General features: G+C 40.7%; 13 protein-coding genes. 10 read left to right on the forward strand and 3 right to left on the reverse strand.

The genetic code is table 11. The annotated features are described in order from the left end of the window. The first annotated feature begins 97 nt into the window (after window positions 1-97). The 6 genes from glgB (at window position 98) to ACYSNQ_RS02525 (ending at window position 10,695) form a co-directional block, all read left to right on the forward strand. Window positions 98-2,011 carry a 1,4-alpha-glucan branching protein GlgB gene (glgB, locus tag ACYSNQ_RS02500; protein WP_426081514.1) on the forward strand — a complete coding sequence of 638 codons (1,914 nt, stop codon included), beginning with the start codon at window positions 98-100 and terminating at the stop codon, window positions 2,009-2,011. A gap of 114 nt (window positions 2,012-2,125) precedes the next feature. Then, a complete protein-coding gene (locus ACYSNQ_RS02505; protein WP_426081217.1) occupies window positions 2,126-3,268 on the forward strand; it encodes a glucose-1-phosphate adenylyltransferase in 1,143 nt (380 codons plus the stop codon). Beyond that, entirely contained in the window at window positions 3,258-4,412 is a 1,155-nt protein-coding gene (gene glgD / locus ACYSNQ_RS02510; RefSeq protein ID WP_426081218.1) for a glucose-1-phosphate adenylyltransferase subunit GlgD, read from the forward strand. Before ACYSNQ_RS02505 ends, glgD begins: the two co-directional genes overlap by 11 nt. Beyond that, a complete protein-coding gene (gene glgA / locus ACYSNQ_RS02515) occupies window positions 4,409-5,842 on the forward strand; it encodes a glycogen synthase GlgA (RefSeq protein ID WP_426081219.1) in 1,434 nt (477 codons plus the stop codon). The genes glgD and glgA overlap by 4 nt, the downstream gene beginning before the upstream one ends. Window positions 5,843-6,104: 262 nt before the next feature. After that, window positions 6,105-8,513: a glycogen/starch/alpha-glucan phosphorylase gene (locus ACYSNQ_RS02520; RefSeq protein WP_426081515.1), complete on the forward strand. Its 2,409-nt coding sequence runs from the start codon at window positions 6,105-6,107 to the stop codon at window positions 8,511-8,513. Between the two features lie 343 nt (window positions 8,514-8,856). Then, the gene (locus ACYSNQ_RS02525; RefSeq protein ID WP_426081220.1) at window positions 8,857-10,695 is read left to right on the forward strand and encodes a glycoside hydrolase family 13 protein; all 1,839 of its coding nucleotides are present in this window, start codon (window positions 8,857-8,859) and stop codon (window positions 10,693-10,695) included. 86 nt (window positions 10,696-10,781) lie between these two features. On the opposite strand, the gene ACYSNQ_RS02530 is transcribed toward ACYSNQ_RS02525, so the two are convergent. Together ACYSNQ_RS02530 and ACYSNQ_RS02535 are read right to left on the reverse strand one after the other, a co-directional pair. After that, a complete protein-coding gene (locus ACYSNQ_RS02530) occupies window positions 10,782-11,912 on the reverse strand; it encodes a glycerate kinase family protein (protein ID WP_426081221.1) in 1,131 nt (376 codons plus the stop codon). A gap of 410 nt (window positions 11,913-12,322) precedes the next feature. Next, on the reverse strand, window positions 12,323-13,282 hold the full coding sequence (locus tag ACYSNQ_RS02535; RefSeq protein ID WP_426081223.1) for a WD40/YVTN/BNR-like repeat-containing protein: 960 nt from the start codon (window positions 13,280-13,282) through the stop codon (window positions 12,323-12,325). A 212-nt stretch (window positions 13,283-13,494) separates the two neighbouring features. Here ACYSNQ_RS02535 and ACYSNQ_RS02540 point away from each other — a divergent pair, with 212 nt between their 5' ends. Beyond that, the gene (locus tag ACYSNQ_RS02540; protein ID WP_426081224.1) at window positions 13,495-14,184 is read left to right on the forward strand and encodes a response regulator transcription factor; all 690 of its coding nucleotides are present in this window, start codon (window positions 13,495-13,497) and stop codon (window positions 14,182-14,184) included. Beyond that, window positions 14,181-15,491 carry a sensor histidine kinase gene (locus ACYSNQ_RS02545; RefSeq protein WP_426081225.1) on the forward strand — a complete coding sequence of 437 codons (1,311 nt, stop codon included), beginning with the start codon at window positions 14,181-14,183 and terminating at the stop codon, window positions 15,489-15,491. Before ACYSNQ_RS02540 ends, ACYSNQ_RS02545 begins: the two co-directional genes overlap by 4 nt. A gap of 212 nt (window positions 15,492-15,703) precedes the next feature. On the opposite strand, the gene ACYSNQ_RS02550 is transcribed toward ACYSNQ_RS02545, so the two are convergent. Continuing rightward, on the reverse strand, window positions 15,704-17,122 hold the full coding sequence (locus ACYSNQ_RS02550) for a glycoside hydrolase family 1 protein (protein ID WP_426081226.1): 1,419 nt from the start codon (window positions 17,120-17,122) through the stop codon (window positions 15,704-15,706). A 178-nt stretch (window positions 17,123-17,300) separates the two neighbouring features. Between ACYSNQ_RS02550 and ACYSNQ_RS02555 the strand changes: the two genes are divergently transcribed. Both ACYSNQ_RS02555 and ACYSNQ_RS02560 read left to right on the forward strand, forming a co-directional pair. After that, window positions 17,301-18,014 (forward strand): GntR family transcriptional regulator, encoded by a 714-nt coding sequence (locus ACYSNQ_RS02555; protein WP_426081227.1) that lies wholly within the window; start codon window positions 17,301-17,303, stop codon window positions 18,012-18,014. A 144-nt stretch (window positions 18,015-18,158) separates the two neighbouring features. After that, window positions 18,159-19,505 (forward strand): PTS sugar transporter subunit IIC, encoded by a 1,347-nt coding sequence (locus ACYSNQ_RS02560; protein ID WP_426081228.1) that lies wholly within the window; start codon window positions 18,159-18,161, stop codon window positions 19,503-19,505. The last annotated feature ends 39 nt before the right edge of the window (window positions 19,506-19,544 follow it).

Here is a 19,544-nt window from a genome sequence, read left to right on the forward strand (position 1 = left end):
TATGCATATTATGTTATATTTATGCATGCTTATTAAATTTATTTTACAATTATATATGCTAAAAAATGAATAATAAAGGAGGTTGAGAATGAACGAGATGAATGTATCGGGAGATGAAGCAAATAGTCTTGAACAGGCACAGCGTTTTCTTTCCGGAGAAAATTTTTATAGTCAGCATTACTTTGGATTTCATAAGGATATTAAAAATGGTCTATCCGGATACGTGTTTCGGGTTTGGGCACCAAATGCTGAACAGGTCTGGTTAGTTGGGGATTTTAATGACTGGACAGATTCTTTGCCTATGATTAAGGGAAACGAGGGGATTTGGGAGCTGTTTACCCAGCTGCCGGCTGAAGGGGATTTGTACAAGTACAAGATCCGTCAGGCAGGCGGCAGGGAATTGTTCAAAATCGATCCTTTTGCGATTGCTTTTGAGCAGCGTCCGGGAGATGCAGCAGTTATTCATACGATTCCGGAAAAGCGCTGGAAAGATGGTTTGTGGCAGGGAAGAAAGAAACGCTCGGATTACTTTAAACGGCCGATGAATATTTACGAGGTACATGCCAGTTCATGGCGCCATCACGATGATGGTACACCGTATACTTTTAAATCATTGGAGGAGGAGCTAATTCCTTATGTAAAAGAACTGGGCTATACTCATATTGAATTTATGCCGCTGATGGAGCACCCATTAGGTATGTCTTGGGGCTATCAGCTGATTGGCTACTTTGCTTTAAGCTCTTATTATGGAACACCAGAGGAGCTGCAAGCCTTTGTAGAAAGCTGTCATTTGAATAATATTGGTGTCTTGATTGACTGGGTACCAGGTCATTTTTGTATTAATGATGATACGCTCCCTTATTATGACGGAACACCGCAATTTGAATATGAAGACCCGGATCGGGCGAAAAACATTCGCTGGGGGTCGTTGAATTTTGATTTGGGCAAACCACAGGTCCAAAGCTTTTTGATTTCCAGTGCCCTTTTTTGGCTTGAAATGTACCATTTGGATGGCATTCGCGTGGATGCTGTTTCAAGCATGCTGTATCGGGATTATGATGAAGGACCGTGGACGCCGAATCATGAAGGAGGCAACCGAAATTTCGAAGGGTATTATTTCCTGCAGAAGCTGAATGCGGTTATTAAGCTCGCTCATCCGAAAGCAATCATGATTGCTGAAGAGAGTTCGTCAAAAACGCAAATTACCGGTTTGATAGAAACAGGAGCATTAGGCTTTGATTACAAATGGAACATGGGCTGGATGAACGATACTCTACGTTTTTATGAAATGGACCCGATTGTACGAAAAGAGCATTTCGATTTGCTCACTTTTTCATTTATGTACATGATGGACGAAAATTACATTTTACCTTTGTCTCATGACGAAGTGGTTCATGGGAAAAAGAGCCTGATGCATAAAATGTGGGGAGATCGCTACAAGCAATTCGCTCAGCTTAGGAATCTTTATGTATACATGATGACCCATCCGGGGAAAAAGCTTTTATTTATGGGCAGTGAGTGGGGACAGTTCCTAGAGTGGAAATATGATGAAGGACTGGAATGGCGGGATTTGCAGGATGATATGAATGCAAAAATGCAGTGCTTTACCCGTACGCTAAATGAATTTTATAAGGAGCATCGAGCGCTTTGGGAGCTGGATAACAGCTATGACACGATTGAGGTGATTGATGCCGACAATAGTCAGGAAACAGTACTCAGCTTTATCCGCAAGGGGAAAACAAAAAAAGACTTCCTACTTGTTGTATTAAACATGACTCCAGTAGAGCGTCAAGGGTTTTCTATCGGTGTGCCTTATGAAGGAAGCTATCATGAGATTCTGAATACTGAAATGAAGGATTTCGGTGGAACCTGGACAAAAATGAATGAAGATGCAGCTGCAGAGGAACAACCCTTCAAGCAGTTTGACTATCAAATTAGAACGACGGTACCTGCTCTGGGAGCAATTATTATACAGCCGAAAGATATCAAGATACGAAAAAAAACGAGGTAATACTTTGTCAGTAGAAGAAGGAGCGTTTTTTCTGAATACTGCAGGCAAATGAAGAAGCAATATAGTTTTTGAGGATGAAAGGAGGTAGGGTGAATTTATTCACCTGCACAAAAGATGAATAACGAAATGCTAGCAATGATTTTAGCCGGAGGGCAAGGAACAAGGTTAGGAAAGCTAACCAAAAATATCGCTAAACCTGCCGTGCCGTTTGGCGGTAGATACCGTATCATCGATTTTACGTTAAGTAATTGTGTTAATTCCGGAATCACAAATGTTGGGGTGGTTACGCAATATCAGCCGCTGGCATTGAATAGTCATATAGGCAACGGGGCAAGCTGGGGGTTAGACGGCATCAATTCAGGTCTAACGATTTTGCAGCCGTATTCAAGCTCAGATGGGGAAAAATGGTTTCAGGGAACAGCCCATGCGATTTATCAGAACATTGCCTATATCAACCAAATGAATCCTCAATATGTTCTTATTTTATCTGGTGATCATATTTATAAGATGAACTACGAAGCCATGTTGGAGGAGCATAAGCAAAACAATGCTTCCCTAACAGTGGCAGTTATTGAAGTACCAATCAAGGAAGCTTCCCGCTTTGGAATTATGAATACGGATGAAAATGACCGTATTATTGAGTTTGAAGAAAAACCAGATGAGCCTAAAAACAATTTAGCTTCAATGGGTATTTATATTTTTAACTGGGCTAGACTGCGGGAGGTTCTGATGAACAGCTATTCCAAAGATAGTCAAATGCTGGATTTCGGGAAAAATGTAATTCCTGCTTATCTTGATTCTGGAGAAAATGTGTATGCGCACCGCTTCAATGGGTACTGGAAAGATGTAGGGACAATTGATTCACTTTGGGAAGCCAATATGGAGTTTATTGATATCGATAACGAGTTTAATATTCGTGATTTATCTTGGCGCATCTTCTCTAAAAACACCAGCTCGCCCCCTCATTTTATCACAGAAACGGCGTCTGTTGAGAATGCGCTGATTGTTGACGGCTGTTATGTGGCAGGCTCAATAAAAAATAGTATTCTGTCTACAGATGTTCAAGTAAAAGAAGGAAGCACTATTGAAAACAGCATTATCATGCCGAGAGCTCAGATTGGTCAAAATGTCACCATCAAGAACGCAATTATTGGTGAAGATGCGGTAATTGGGGATAACGCAGTAGTATATAATGAAGAGGAAATCGCCGTGATTGGTTATTCTGAAGTGATCGGAGTGAAAAAAGATGAAGACTAATAGAATGTGTGCAATTATTGGAAATATCGAAAAATTTGATGCATTGATGCCGCTGATTGAAAAAAGACCGTTGGCCACACTGCCGTTTGACTGTAAGTATCGTCTGATTGATTTTCAGTTATCCAGCTTAGTCAATGCAAACATCGACAGATTATTCATGGTCTTCAATGAAGGAGAAACCCAATCCGTTTTTGACCATATTGGCGGCGGAAAAGAGTGGGATTTAGATTCATTGAAAAATCGCTTTTTCACTTACTTTTATCAGGATTTCGTGAAAAAGAAAAATGAAAGAAAGCCGTTCTATAGCTCACTGATTGATTATCTACAAAAATCAAAATCAGAATATACGGTATTTATGAGCAGCCGGATGCTTTGTAATTTAGATTTGAGAGCCATTTTGAAAATCCATCAAGCCCAAGGAAATGATGTAACTGTTGTTTATAAACGGGTGAACAAAGAAAGTGTCTGTTCAGAGGATACTTTACTAGATATCAACGAAGAAGGTAGTGTGACTGGAGCCCATGTCTTGAAGGATGCCAGCGCAGAAGCCGAGAGAGTCAACCTGAGTATGGAAGCCTATATTGTTCAAACAGAGTGGCTGATTCAAACACTGGAATGGGCGCAGGAAAATGATGCATCACCAAGTCTGATTGATTTAATGAAATCTCAACTTGGTCAGGCGAAGTGCTCCACTTATGAGTACATTGGCTATCTTAAGAATATCCATGATATTCAGTCCTATTATCAAGCGAATATGGATATGCTGGATCCGCAGAAATTTAATGCGCTGATGTATTCCAATCAAAAAATCTATACGAAGTTTAAAAATGAAGTACCCACTTATTATTCTCCTGATTCTATGGTGAAGAATAGTCAGTTCGCCACAGGCTGTGTTGTCCAGGGAACAGTAGAAAATTCATTGGTTTCCCGTCGGACCAAAATTGATGTTGGTGCAGTGGTGAAGCACTCTCTCATTAACGCCAGTGCAAAAATTGCTTCGGGCGCTCAGATTGAATATGCTATACTGGATAAAGGTGTCGTCGTTGATTCTGGTGTTCAGATTAAAGGGACTCCGGATAAATTAGCTGTGATTCGAAAAGGAGCACATGTTACTGAAAATGTGGTTGGGGGAGAAGCTGAATGAAGATTTTATTTGCAGCAGCAGAATGCGCACCTTTTTTTAAGACAGGCGGTTTGGGAGATGTCGCAGAAGCGCTGCCGAAAGAGCTGAGAGAAAAAGGGCTGGATATTCGAGTGGTGCTGCCTTACTATCAGCAAATGCCGCAGAAGTACCAAGACCAGTGTGAAGATGTACTCAGCTTTTATGTAGATGTCGGCTGGCGCCATCAATACTGCGGTGTAAAAAAAATGATGCTGGACAATGTAACCTACTATTTTATTGATAATCAATATTATTTTGGCAGAGAAGGCTTATACGGTCATTATGACGATGGCGAACGATTTGCTTTTTTCCAGCTGGCTGTGATAGAAATGATGGAGAAAATTGCGTTTGTTCCAGCTGTTGTTCATGTTAATGATTATCATACAGCTATGATTCCCTTTTTAATTCGGGAAAAATATCATTGGATCCAGGAATATCAGAAAATTGAAACGGTCTTAACTATCCATAATATTGAGTTTCAAGGTATATTCTCTGCAGAAATCTTGCCAGATTTATTTGGGATGGGAACGGAAAGATACTTTGATGGAACCGTTCGTTTTGATGATAATGTCAATTTTTTGAAAACCGGAATTTTGTATGCCGGTCGTGTGAATACAGTTAGTCCTTCTTATGCACAGGAAATTCAGACACCGGAATTTGGGTCCGGACTGGATGGGGTGCTGAGGATGGAAAAGGATAAGCTGAGCGGTATCTTAAACGGCATTAACTATACAATGAATAATCCCGAAACAGATCCATTGATTCCAGCAAATTTCTCGGTAGCTGATTTAAACGGGAAAGCAGTTAATAAAGCTGCGCTGCAAAAGACAATGGGGCTGCCTGAAAGGGATGTACCGCTATTTGCAATTGTCAGCCGCTTAACCCATCAAAAAGGGTTTCAGCTGATTATGGATGAGATGGAATATATGATGGCAGCAGATATCCAGCTAGTTGTGCTGGGAACAGGAGACCCTGGATTTGAGCAGGGCTTTCGGAATTTCGCCGGCCGGTTCCCTGAGAAATGTTCGGTCAGTATATCCTTTGATATTAAATTGGCCCAATTGTTTTACGCCGGCGCTGATTTGTTCCTGATGCCTTCGGCTTTTGAACCTTGCGGTCTATCTCAGATGATCTCTATGCGCTACGGTACGCTGCCGATTGTTCACGAGATTGGCGGTTTGAAGGATACGGTAATTCCTTACAATCCGATAACAAAAGAAGGAACTGGTTTCGGTTTCTATGAGTTTCGTTCTTTCTATTTGATGGAGGCAATCAAGCAGGCAGCAGAGCTGTATAAGCAAGAGCCGGCTATATGGCAAGAGCTGATACGAGCAGCAATGGCCACGGATTTCAGTTGGCGGCAGCCTGGACAGCAGTACATCGACTTGTATCAGCTGTTAACAGGGGCGTAAATTTATAGGTGCTCATCGTTTTTCTATTAGAAAAACGAACATTATAAAGAACGTTAGTTATTTTATCGGCTATCAGTGAAAGTGGTTGAAGAATGTAGAAAAAGCTTCTGCTTTAACGAGTACGTACAAGCATCCACTATTCGCTGAATAGCTGTAAGAGCTGCTAAAACAACGTTCGTTTGGCTTTAAGAAGTTGTGACCGATTGCTGTCGCAACTTTCTGTTTTTCAAAAAGGGTAAAAGGGGATTTTAATCAGATGGAAATCACGAAAGAACAGTTTAAAGAAGATTTTAGGCGCAGGCTGCAGGAAAAGTTCACAAATGAAGTGGAAGAGGCTTCAAATGGAGAACTCTTTGATTCGCTGGGAGCTGTTATCCAAGCTTATTATTCAGATGCTTGGAAACAAACGCGGACAACGATTCGGGACAACCGGGCAAAACAGTCCTATTACTTTTCGATTGAGTTTTTACCGGGGAAAATGCTGAAAAGCAATTTACTGAACATGGGTCTTCTGGACATCGTGCGGGACAGCTTAGAAGAGATGAATGTCGATTTAGAGGATTTGTGCAAGGTAGAAAAGGACATGGCTTTAGGTAATGGCGGACTGGGAAGACTAGCATCTTGTTTTATGGATTCTATTGCTTCGTGTGGTCTTCCAGGCAACGGCAATGGTATCCGCTATGATTATGGCTTGTTCAAGCAGAAATTTGTCGACGGCAATCAAGTAGAGCTGCCGGATGAATGGCTGCGTGAGGGTAATGTGTGGGAGGTTCGTAAAGCAAGTAAAGCAGTCAATGTGAATTATGGCGGCAAGGTATATTTGAAAGAAGATGAAGAGGGCAGACTAAAGCCTGTTTACGAGAACCAGCAGGTTTTGCGTGCAGTTCCCTATGACACAGGAATGGTAGGCTATCAAAACGATATGGTTAATACCTTGCGTTTATGGTCAGCAGAGATTCCAGAGTTTGAAGAAAGCAAGTATTTGAGCATTGAAGAACGTCGTGATTTTCGTGACTTGACGTCAGTCCTATATCCTGACGATTCGAATTATGAAGGTCGTTTAATGCGCTTGGTTCAAGAATATTTCTTTGTGTCAGCAGGAATTCAAAGTATTATTCGTTCCCACAAACGAGCAGGTATAGCAATGAAGGATTTAGCAGAATATACGGCTATTCACATTAATGATACCCATCCGGCGCTTTGTGTGGCTGAAATGATGCGGATACTGATTGACGAGGAGGAGCTGAGCTGGGAAAAAGCCTGGGCAATTACAGTTAAAACGATGAGCTACACCAACCATACAATCATGGCAGAAGCATTGGAGAAATGGCCGGTATTTATGCTTCGCGAAGTAGTTCCGAGAATCTATATGATTATTGAAGAAATCGATCGGCGCTTTGTCAAAGAAATGTCTTCAGTGGTTGACCAGGAAATTATTGAGCGTACCCGAATCATTAAAGGGGATCAAGTGCATATGGCTCATTTAGCCATTATCGGCAGTCACAGTACCAACGGTGTAGCCAAGCTTCATTCCGATTTACTGAAAAGCATCGTGCTTCATGACTTCTATCTGCTTTACCCGGAAAGGTTCAACAATAAAACTAACGGAATTGCGCAGCGGCGCTGGCTGCAGCTGGCAAATGAGCCTTTAGCTAATGTGCTGGATGAAACAATCAGCACGTCTTGGCGCAGCAATCCCAATGATTTACATCTACTGATGAATTATAAGGATGATGAAGCTGTGCTGCAAAAGTTAGCTGAAACGAAAAGAAAGAACAAGGTTCGTTTGGCAAATTACATTCTTAATGCTACCGGAATTGAAGTATCGCCGGATGCTATTTTTGATGTTCAAATCAAGCGGCTTCATGCGTATAAACGCCAGCTGCTGAATCTGCTTCACATCTTGAAGCTCTATTTTGAGTTGAAGGATAATCCTGATGCGGATATCTATCCTCGCGTATTTATTTTTGGTGCCAAGGCAGCACCAAGCTATACGTATGCAAAGCATGTGATTAAATGTATCAATGAAGCGGCAAACCTAATTAATAATGATGAAGAAATTCAAGGGAAACTGAAGATTGTCTTTTTAGAAAACTATAATGTTTCCTTGGCAGAGATGATTATTCCGGCAGCAGATGTTAGTGAGCAGATTTCATTGGCTTCCAAAGAAGCTTCCGGCACTAGTAATATGAAGCTGATGCTGGATGGGGCAGTGACGATTGCGACTTTAGATGGCGCGAATATCGAAATTCGTGATATCGTTGGCGACGAAAATATTGTGATTTTTGGATTGACAGAGGATGAGGTTTATAGCTACTATGAAACACAGGACTATCTGGCAATCAAAATTTATGAAAATGACTTAGAGCTGCAGCGGATATTAAATGCGTTTATCGATGGGACAATTCCAAATATTCAAATTGAAGGACAGGAAATTTTCGATTCTCTAATCCGATACAACGATGAATATTTTACTTTACGGGATTATCATTCCTATATTGAGGCGCAGAAAACGATTGAGCGACTGTACCGCGATAAAAAACGCTGGCAGCAAATCAGTTTAATCAATACAGCAGAAGCCGGTCACTTTTCTTCTGACTATACTGTTCAGCGGTATGCAGAAGAAATCTGGCAGATTGAACCAGTCAAAGGCTTAAAAAAGAAGGGATGACAAAAGGATTCTCCTTTTGCTTCAATCCTTGCGCCTAGAATATCGTTGAGACGCTGTTTATTCATTTGATTTTAGGGGTGGGAGAGTTTCGACTGTCGCCACCCCTAAAATAAGACAGTTTATTTCTTTCGTTTTCATTAAGAGCCATTTATGAAGGAAACATACTGGTACGAAGCTAAAATCATTTGAAGCTGCGGAAGTTCAGCTGACTAATAGGGGATAGTAAGAGAATCGACATACGAAACAAGTGGTATGAAGGAACTTCCCGGTATCTAAACAAAGAAAGTAAGCGTAAATTTCATAGACAAAATTTTGTGGAGTTTATAGATTTAGGAGAGGCACAATGACTGCGATTTATTTTAATTCCTGGCTGGACGAGTACAAGCAGCCGTTTGGTGCAATAGAAAAGTTTAAAAACGCTCGTTTTTCACTTAGCGTCAAAGAAGAACAGGTTGAACAGGTTTCACTGATTATGCGTAAAGAAGCAGGGGAACGTGGACTTGAACGGCTGCCGATGACAGCTAGTGAGCATGACCTGTATACCTGTGGGTATGATTTTGCTCAGGGAGCAGGGTTATACTTCTATTATTTTGAAATTGTAAACAAATCTGCAACAAGTGAATATGAAACCACATACTGCGGATCGAATCAGGGCCAGGGGGGCCCATGTGTTTTATCAACAGACCTTGAGCAGGTACATCCCTATCAAATCACTTGCTATGACAAGGCGGATGCTGCACCTGACTGGTACCGCGAAGGGATTGTGTATCAAATTTTTCCTGACCGTTTTTTTAACGGGAACGAGCACCAGGAAATCTGCAATCCAAAGAAGAACACCTTTATCTACGGAACCTATGAAGATGAACCTATATACCTAAAGGATGAGCAGGGCGATATCATTCGCTGGGATTTTTATGGAGGCAACCTGCCGGGAATGATAAAAAAGATTCCTTACATCAAAACATTGGGTGTGACGGTAATCTATTTGAACCCAATTTTTGAAGCTGCCAGTAATCATCGCTATGATACAGGAGACTATTTGGCTATTGATGGTATCTTGGGTGATGAAGAGCAGTTTAAACAGCTAGTTTCAGCTCTCCACGAAAACGGTATTCGATTAATCTTAGATGGTGTTTTTAGCCATGTTGGAAAAAACAGCCGGTATTTCAACTTCGACGGTCGCTATGGTAAAGAAGCTGGGGCGTATCAAACGCAAAACAGTCCATACTTTCCTTGGTTCAAATTTACGGAGTACCCAGAGGACTATAAGTCGTGGTGGGGGATTAAGGATCTACCTGAGGTGGATAAAGCCAATGAAGATTTCCAAAAATTTATCTATGCCGGAGATAGCAGTGTATTAGATAAATGGACTGGTCTTGGTGTGGACGGCTGGCGGTTGGATGTTGCGGATGAACTGCCGGATTTCTTTATTGAAGGTTTTCGAAAGAAGCTTGATCAATATCCTGAACGGGTGCTGATTGGAGAAGTTTGGGAAGATGCTTCAAAAAAGCAGTCCTATGGTGAAAGAAGACAGTATATTTTTGGAGAGAAGCTTCATGGTGTGATGAATTATCCCTTTCGGGAATTGATTCTTTCTGTTGTTCGAAGAGAACAGGTGCCACAGGCAACAGCAGAGCAGTTGACAGTTTTACAGGAAAATTATCCAATGGATATTTTCTATAATAATTTGAACAATATTGGGACACATGACACAGAAAGAATTCTGACATTGCTGGATAATGACTTATCCAGACTTAATTTGGCTGTTGGAATGATGTTCATGCTGCCGGGAGTACCGACGATTTATTATGGTGATGAGGCGGGGTTAACTGGCGGGAAGGATCCTGAAAATCGAAAATTCTTTCCGTGGAAGGACAAAAATCAAACGATTTTTAACCTATATCAAAAGTGGATTGATCGTCGGAAAAAGAATCCTGTATTGGTACAGGGTGCGTTTTATCCATTTTATACTGAAAATATTTTAGGGATTCTTCGCTGCAATGAGCAGCAAGCTGCGTTGTATTTGATAAATCTAAGTGAGGAGGAAACTCTTGTTTCAGCTGAATCATGCTGCTTTACAAGAAAGCTGCCTTTTTCAGATCAGCTTGTTTATGACATGCTGGCAGGAGTGACGATTTCCGGGCAGCAGGATTACTTCGTTGAAAAAGAATGGAGAAAATAGCTGCTTAGAACCTAGAGAATAGAATAATGATAAACAACAGAAAACCAGACGTCAGCACTTGTATATGCCGTCTGGTTTTCTGTTGTTTATTTTTTCTTTGCCAGCATTTTGAATAATTCATGACTGATCATTTCAATATTTTTCAAGGTGTAGTCTCTATCCATTGCCTGTTGGAGAGAGACTGGTTCCCGCTGGATGGAGAAAATGCCGTCAAACAATGCCTGTTCAGGGATTTCTTCATAGCTGCCGCAGAGCAGCAGTACAGAGGTGTGATATTTCGCTGCTAATTGTGCTACGCCGTATGGCACTTTTCCGGCACTGGACTGCGTATCCAGACATCCTTCGCCAGTGATTACCCAATCACTTTTGGCTATATGTTCTTCCAGCCTAGTTAATTTTGAAAAGATGGAAAATCCCGGCTGCATCTCTCCGTCTAATAGGGCGAAAGCACCGCCTAAACCGCCGGCAGCTCCTGCACCAGCAATGAGTCGTAAATCAGCAAAACCGTTTTGCACTAGATATTCAGCGGTTAGATAAAGCTGAGTATCCAGCTGTTCGATTTGAGCTGCTGTTAATCCTTTTTGCGGACCAAATATTCTGGCAGCGCCTTTCCTGCCGCAATAGGGATTAGCAACATCGTTTGCTACAATTAGTTTGACACCAGCTAAACGCTGTTTAGCTTTTTCTATTTCCAGCTGATGGGTGACCAGCAGAGGGTTTTCACAGCCAGCTGCTAATAATTGACCGGCGGCGTCAAATAAGCGGGCACCAAGCCCCTGCAGCATCCCTAATCCACCATCAGTTGTTCCACTGCCGCCCAATGTTACAATCAGTTGTTTTACTCCGCGGCTGACAGCGTCTGAGACTGCCAGACCAAGCCCATAAGAGCTGCCAAGATAGCTTTCTTCCTTACGACCTTTTAGGAAGTGAATGCCGACAAAGCGGGCAGATTCAATGACAGCCGTTTCTATTCCTTCAATCGTGGTTAAAAAATAGTCTTCTTGAATTGCTTCACCAAATGGATTCAGGCTATCAAATTTTATGTACTGTCCATCAAAAGCAGCGGCAACCGATTCAATTGCCCCTTCACCACCATCAGAAATAGGAATGACATGGACTGGATTTGCAAAGGGCTGGATACCTCGTTCAATAGCTTTACCCAGTTCTGTTGAGGTTGCACACTCCTTAAATGAATCGATTGCTATAGTAACGTTCATCCTTTTCCACTCCTTCATTTTTTACTTAGACAGCTTTATCATACATGTCTGAAATTCAGATACGTTTTTTTTACAGGAGAGCTTAGTTCGATCAACCGAGCACGGCAACAGCCAGCACGATCTGCATGTGTTCCTATCAAGAGACACGTCAATTATTTATGCAAAGATTCTGCAGCCAACACATGTCCAATAGCTTAGACTTTTTGATGAAAACAAACAAGACAAAGATACACTGCCGCTTCTTAAAGATATCATATTTTTAGACACAGTTAAAAGGGATAACTGCTTTAATAATTTAAACATAGAAACTATAGCTGGAGGACAAAGAAAAAAGATTCTTGACCCTGGTTCAAATGACCAAGACTAAGAATCTTTTTTGATGCTTTAGAAAGATAAGAGAGGGCTGGAGCTTATATAGCTGTTGGGTTGCTGCCTAGCTCTTCTTCGGAAGAAGGCCGCCATTCTTCTGGAATAGCTTCCATAATCTCATCGATTGACGGCACATCAAAGCCTTCGGGTTTCTCCTCGGACCAGGTTTTACCGCCGTCTGTTGAGTAAAGTGTTTTGCCGTCCTCTGTTTTAGAAAGTACAGTATTCATGGCAGCTTCGTATCCTTCCGGTGCATTTTCAGACCAAGTCTTCCCACCATCTGTAGAATAAAGGAGTTTTCCATTCTCTAGCTTCATTGATACGCCGTCAGCATCAGAAAGGGGCACACCATTTTCAATCCAATCTTCAATTTCTTTCAACGGATCAGACCAAGTTTTGCCGCCGTCTTCAGAATAGGTCCAGCGTTCCTGCTGAGGATCGAATCTGGATAGCTGTTTTCCATCGCTGCTTTTCCAAGTTAAAGTACCGTCATCTGCAATGTCGATTCCTTCGGGTATTTTCTCAGACCACGTTTCGCCCCCATCTGATGAGAATGTCCAGACATCAGCTTCTCGTTTCATGATGACAGTATTTCCATCTGAGTCAGTAAATGGGGAGAAATAAGTACTGCTTTTTGAAGTGTTGTTCATTTCTTTTGTTTGTGCCTGTTCGTAGCCCAATCGGCCGCTGCTGTCTTGAGAAATACCTTCCAGCGGTGTTTTTGACCAAGTTTTACCGCCATCTGACGAGAATTCCCACCGATTATTATTTCGTCGGAAATTGACATTCTCGAATGCTGCTGAGCTGTTTGCTGCTGACATTGTTAAAGGGGCTTTGCTTTCTGCTTGCTGGGCGGATTTACCAATGCTGTATGAAGCGAAAGACAAGCCGACAAGGGCAATAACGGCGCCCGTCCTGACTGTTAAAGGAATCTTCTTTAGACGAGACTGCCAAGTACTCTGCACAGCTTCAGGTTCGTTTTTCATGTGTTGTTTAGTCATAATTACACCTTCATTTCTTGTTTGATAGGACTATTTTAAACAAACAACCTTTAGTGAACCTGTAGTAAAAATACAACTATTCAGGCTTCGTTAAAGGTTCAACAGTGATAATTATCTTGAAGCTTTTATGAAGACAAGTTTTTGACCGGACAGGCTATGGTATGATAATAAAAATTAATGTTCTGAAACTAGTAGCAAAGGAGAATAATAAGATGAAGCTTCTTTTAGTAGAAGATGAAGAGATGCTGGCAGAAGCGGTTGCTCAAATTTTGAAAAAAGATGGGTATTCAATTGATATTGCAGCGGATGGTGAATATGGATTAGACTGTCTGCTGTCAGGAATCTATGATTTAGCTGTTTTGGATATTATGCTGCCAAAAAAGGATGGGCTTACGCTGCTGACAGAGGCGCGGGAAGCTGGTATCCAAATTCCTGTACTTATGCTGACGGCTAAAGGCGAGTGGGAGGATAAGGTGGATGGTCTAAACAAGGGCGCAGATGATTATCTAGCTAAGCCTTTTCAGCATGAGGAGCTGTCTGCACGTTTAAAGGCATTAAGCCGCAGACGGGGAGAATACAAGCAGGATGGACGTTACACCTTTGGAGACATCAGCTTGGATCCGTACGCGCTGATGCTGGCAGGTGCAGAAAAATCAGTAAAGCTAACGAATAAAGAAGCCGGTATTTTAGAATTGCTGATTGTTAATTATCCTCAATTATCAGAAAAAGAAAGAATTATTGAAAAAATTTGGGGATTTGATTCAGATGCAGAAGACAATCACGTAGAAATCCATATTTCACTTTTAAGAAAAAAACTAAAGCAAGTCAATAGTCTGGCAAAGATAAAAGTAATGCGGGGCTTAGGCTATAGACTGCAGCTGCCAGAGGAGCTGGAAGGATGATAGCCGCATTTCGTAAGCATTTAATAGGAATAACAACGGCCTTTGTAGCGGTCATTTTGCTGGCTGCATTTATCATTATTTATACAACCACCTACTTAAGAATAAGTGCCGAAAATCAGGAAAAATTGAGCCAAGTAGAAGAGCTTCATATCACTGGAGGTGAAGTGAAACAGGGGAAAGAAAAGCTGGCAGATAACCCTTTAGTCATCAACCGTATCATTCCTGGTTCCGGTGTTTATTTCAACCTGCTGGTAGATAACAACGGTAAACTATTAACGATAGATTCTGCTGTAAAAATGGCAGAGCAGGAATTTGCTAAAGCGGCTAAAACTGCTTGGAATAATAAAAATCAGGGCACAGTGACTCTTGGAGACCGAGAATGGCAGTACCTTGTTTCTCCAGCAATTGTTTCACTGGTTAATGGAGAAGAAGAAATAAAGGAGCAGGATGATACCTACCTAATTCGCTTTTTAGATATTACAGATTCAAAAAAAAGCTTGACCTTTTTAGCATTAACTTTGATAAGCGTCGGGATTGCTTTGCTAGGTTTGTTTTTTTTAGTGATTGTTTATTTTACTAATCGTGCGATGAAGCCGATGGTCAAGGCCTGGGAAAAGCAACGGCAATTTGTGGCAGATGCCTCTCATGAATTGAAAACACCTCTTAGTATTATTACAGCAAATGCCGGGGTTTTATATACCAATAAAGAAGAAACAATAGCGGATCAGATAAAATGGCTGCACAATATTTCAAAGGGAGCAGAGCGAATGAATGGTCTTATAAATAATCTACTTTCTTTGGCTAAAATTGAAGCGCCAAAGCAGCTCAATTTTTCAGAAGTCAGAGTAGATCAGCTTATACTGGATAATCTGGCAGCTTATGAATGCAGATTTGCTGATAAGCAGATTACTGTTGCTAAAGAGCTTCCTAAGACGTTCATGTGGACAGATTCAAATCTGCTGGATCAGCTGCTGGGAATTTTTATTGATAATGCCTATAAATATACAAATAATGGAGGCAGCTTTACTGTTCAGCTAACGACCAATCAAAAATATGTCTACTTGGTATTTAGAAATTCAGGACAGAAGATCCAAGCGGAGGAGCTGCCGAGAATTTTTGACCGTTTCTACCGTTCAAATAATGTCAGACAGCAGCATGAAAACAGCTATGGTCTTGGTCTAGCGATTGCTCAAAATATTTTAGAGGCTCTGGGAGGAAACGCTGAAGTTAGCAGTTCAGATATAGAAACTTCTTTTATACTCTCTTTTCCTGTGACAAACAAAAAGTTGTTCAACAATATTCAATGAAATCCGAGTAGTAGTAATTCATCCAAAGCTGAGAATCATTTATGTTAAACTAAGTCAAAGCAGCCCAGCTGAAGTGCTAGAGGGCAGCTAGCTCATTTACTTCAGCGGAAAAAGGCTTCAAGTAGAAAAAAATGTATAAAGTAAGAAGCGTGCGGAGCCTGACTGGCTCATGCACGCTTCTTTATTGTCTAAGCACGATGGAATGAAGCTTTTCAGACGAGTAAGTCTATATCATAGTTAAAGCCGTTTTGATCACTTAGCTGTTTGTAAAACTCTCCGCTTTTTTTGATGGTTCGCTTTTGTGTAGGCAAGTCAAGCGACACTAAACCGTAACGGTTTTTATAGGAGTTAATCCATGACCAGCAGTCAATAAAGGTCCATAAATGATAGCCTTTAATATTGCAGCCTTCTTGAATAGCTTTCCATAAATAAGCCAAATGGTCTTGAATATAAGTAATACGGTAATCATCAATGACTTGACCTGTTTCGTCCATAAAGCGTTCTTCATCAGCAACTCCCATTCCGTTTTCTGAAATAAAGGCTTCAATATTACCATAATTATTCTTTATATCCATGCACAGATCAAAAATTCCTTTTTCATAAATTTCCCAGCCTCGATAGTCATTCATTCGGCGTCCCGGCATGATATGATTTTCGAAGAACCATTCCGGCAGGAAAGGACCGGCAGAATTTACAGTGGTTAAGCGTGCTTTAACACGACGGGGCTCATAATAGTTCAAACCGAGGATTTGAGCGGTATTCTCTTTGATAAGTGTTAAGTCTTCTGCTGTATAATCGGCCGGCAGCTGGTTATATTCTTTCAATAAAGCAGTCAGCTCTTCTGGAAACTCGCCTTTGACCATTGGATCGAGAAAGCTGCGTGTATAAAAGAGATCCGCTATTTTTGCAGCCTGCACGTCCGCAGGATTTTGACTTCTTGGGAAAGTCGGACTTAAGTTCAGAATGACCCCGATTTTACTGGGAAGTTTCTGTTTTTTATGAGCAGATATGGCTTTTGCATGAGCAAGAATAGTAAAGAATGCTGCTTGAGCACCGCGTTTGAAATCGATGATATTTGGATAATGAAAGTCTTCTAAGTAACTACCAAGAATTGGTCCCAGCGGTTCATTGAAGGTAAACCAATGATAAACTAAGTCGCCAAATTCTTTAAAACAGGCCGCTGCAAAATTGGCATAGGCATCAACAACTTCTCTCGATTCCCAGCCGCCTTTATCTTGTAACTTCGCCGGCATATCAAAATGATAAAGATTGGCAAAAACTTTGATATTTTTATTGTTCATTTCGGTGAATAAGTCTCTATAAAAGGCAACCGCTTTTGGATTTACCTCGCCAGTCCCGTCATTTGGAAACATTCTCGCCCACGAAATCGAGACACGAAAAGAGTTATGACCAGTATCTTTCATGAGCTGAACGTCCTCTTTATAGCGGTGAATATGATCGGTAGTTACTTCAGAGCTAATACGATTGTAAAAACGATAGGGCTGCTCTTTGTACCAGCGTTCCCAAACCGTTTCTGCTTTGCCGGTTTCGCCTCTGCCCTCTGCCTGCTCAGCAGACCAGGCAGAGCCCCACCAAAAGTCTTCTGGAAATGTTAATTGTTGTTTATTCATGATTGTCCTCCTTGTTTACAAGGATATAATATCATCAATTCAAGATAAAATAAATAGTTTTATATTAAAAAGTATATACTTTTGTTTTTGAGAGTTTTATTTTTTTATGTTTACCTTGATAAAAGTAGTGAAAAGTATATAATTAATTATATCTTTTATAACGAAATGAGGAGAGGAAATGAAAAAGCTGCCTAAGTATATGGAAATCTATTTAGATATAAAAAAGAAAATTACTGAGGATTTTTTTAAGATAGGCGAGAAGCTGCCGACTGGGGATGAACTGGCAGGGGAGTATCAAACCAGTAAATTAACAGTTAAGAAGGGTATTGATTTGTTAGTCTCCGAAGGAGTGCTCAGGTCGAGAAGCGGGTTTGGAACAGAAGTGCTGCGCAAGCCTATTGATAATTCAAAGGTGTTTGGTCCAAATGAAGGGCTTTTTAGTGTAGTTGGAGAGGAGCATGTGGATTCAGAAATCCATACGTTTTCGATTGAGCTGCCTTCAGATGCGGTGGCTGAGATGTTAAAAATTGATAAAAAAGAATATGTCTATCATATTATCCGAAGTCGATTTATTGATCATCAGCCCTATTCGATTGAGCGGACATTCATGCCATTGTCTATCATTCCAGGACTGGAGCCTAAGCATCTTAAAAAGTCAGTATATTCTTATATAACAGATGATTTAGGACTTGAGATAAAGACTTCTCATATTCGGATTAAAGGAGATACAGCAACGGAATTTGATGGTGGTCTTTTGGCGATTGAACCTGGTGAATTTATGATTGAGGTAGAAAAAAATGTTTTTCTAGCGAATGGTCTTCCTTTTGAATATTCAATTACCCGGCATCTTTATCAGGATTTTGTTTTTGAAGCAGTATTTGTAGAAAATTAGTAATAAATAAAGCCATTTTTTGGCTTTTTCTTTTTCTTATAATCAAAAGTATATATTTTTATATAAAGTTATTTACTTTTACAAGAATTAGTAGTATGATACTTCTTGTAGTAAGTGCTTACAATAAAAACGAGGAGAGTTAACATGGAAAAGACTAGTAAAAAAGATCTTATCTTTGAAAAGTTTGGACTGATTGCCACGAAAATGGGTAACCAAATCCATTTGAGAACGTTGAGGGATGCCTTTGCTACATTCATGCCCTTTATGATGCTGGCCGGCTTTGTCACACTCATTAACTATGTAATTTTAGAGCCTACAGGATTTATGGGGAAAATCATTGATCCAGCTACCTTAACGACTGTTCAGGAAATTGGTATATCTATTGCCAACGGTACATTGAGTATTACGACCTTGCTTGTTGTAGCTGCAGTTTCTTATCATATGTGCGTAAGCCGCAATTATACAAATCATATTGCAGCAGTACTGGTCGCTATCTCTACCTTTGTAGTATTGACACCAATGAAAACAATGTTCTTACCGGAAAATGCTCAGAAAGCAGTTGAAGTAAGCGGAGTGATTCCAGTCACTCATACTGGAGCATCAGGTATGTTTGTTGGGATTTTTGTCGGCTTATTAGCAACAGAGCTGTTTATCAAATTATCTAGTAATGAAAAGCTTCAAATCAAGCTTTCAGGTAATATTCCTCCAGCAGTTTTAAAATCATTTAATGTGTTGATTCCCATTATGATTACGGTCACTAGCTTTGCAATTCTATCATTTATAGTCAATCAGCTATTTAATATGGATGTAAATGGGTTAATTACTAATGTTATCACTGGTCCGCTGAGCAAAGTAACGACAGGCTTACCAGGCTTTCTTCTAATCACATCAATTGCCAATTTATTCTTTGGCTTCGGGATTCATCAGGCAGTGATTTCCGGCTCTTTATTAGATCCGTTCCTTATCCAAAATATGCAGGAAAATATGGCTGCTTATGCTAGCGGTGAAAAAATTCCTCATATTATCAATATGGCATTTAAAGATACTTTCGCTGTAATGGGCGGTTCCGGCAACACGATTGCTCTGTTAATTGCAATCTTTATTTTTAGCCGCCGGAAAGACTATAAAGATTTTGCCAAGCTGTCTGTTACGCCAGCTATCTTTAATATCAGTGAACCAATTATTTTCGGACTGCCGATAGTTTTTAATATCAGCTTAATCATTCCTTTTGTTTTGGCGCCGATTTTCTCTTTAACAGTTGCCTATTTTGCTACAGCTGCAGGCTTAATTAATCATGTAGTTGTACAGATTCCTTGGACGACACCTCCGGTTATTTCCGGCTTCTTAGCGACAGGCGGGGATTGGAAAGCAGCCGTCTTACAGATTTTGATTATTGCTGCAAGTGTATTTATTTATCTGCCGTTCCTTCGTGTAGATGAAAAAGTAACAGCCAATATGGCAAAGGAAGAAACCGTTGGAGACAACATGTAGCAAGTAAGCATTAAAAATGATACAAGCTTGGGAGAAAAG

The sequence above is a fragment of the Enterococcus sp. LJL51 genome, from assembly GCF_054871795.1.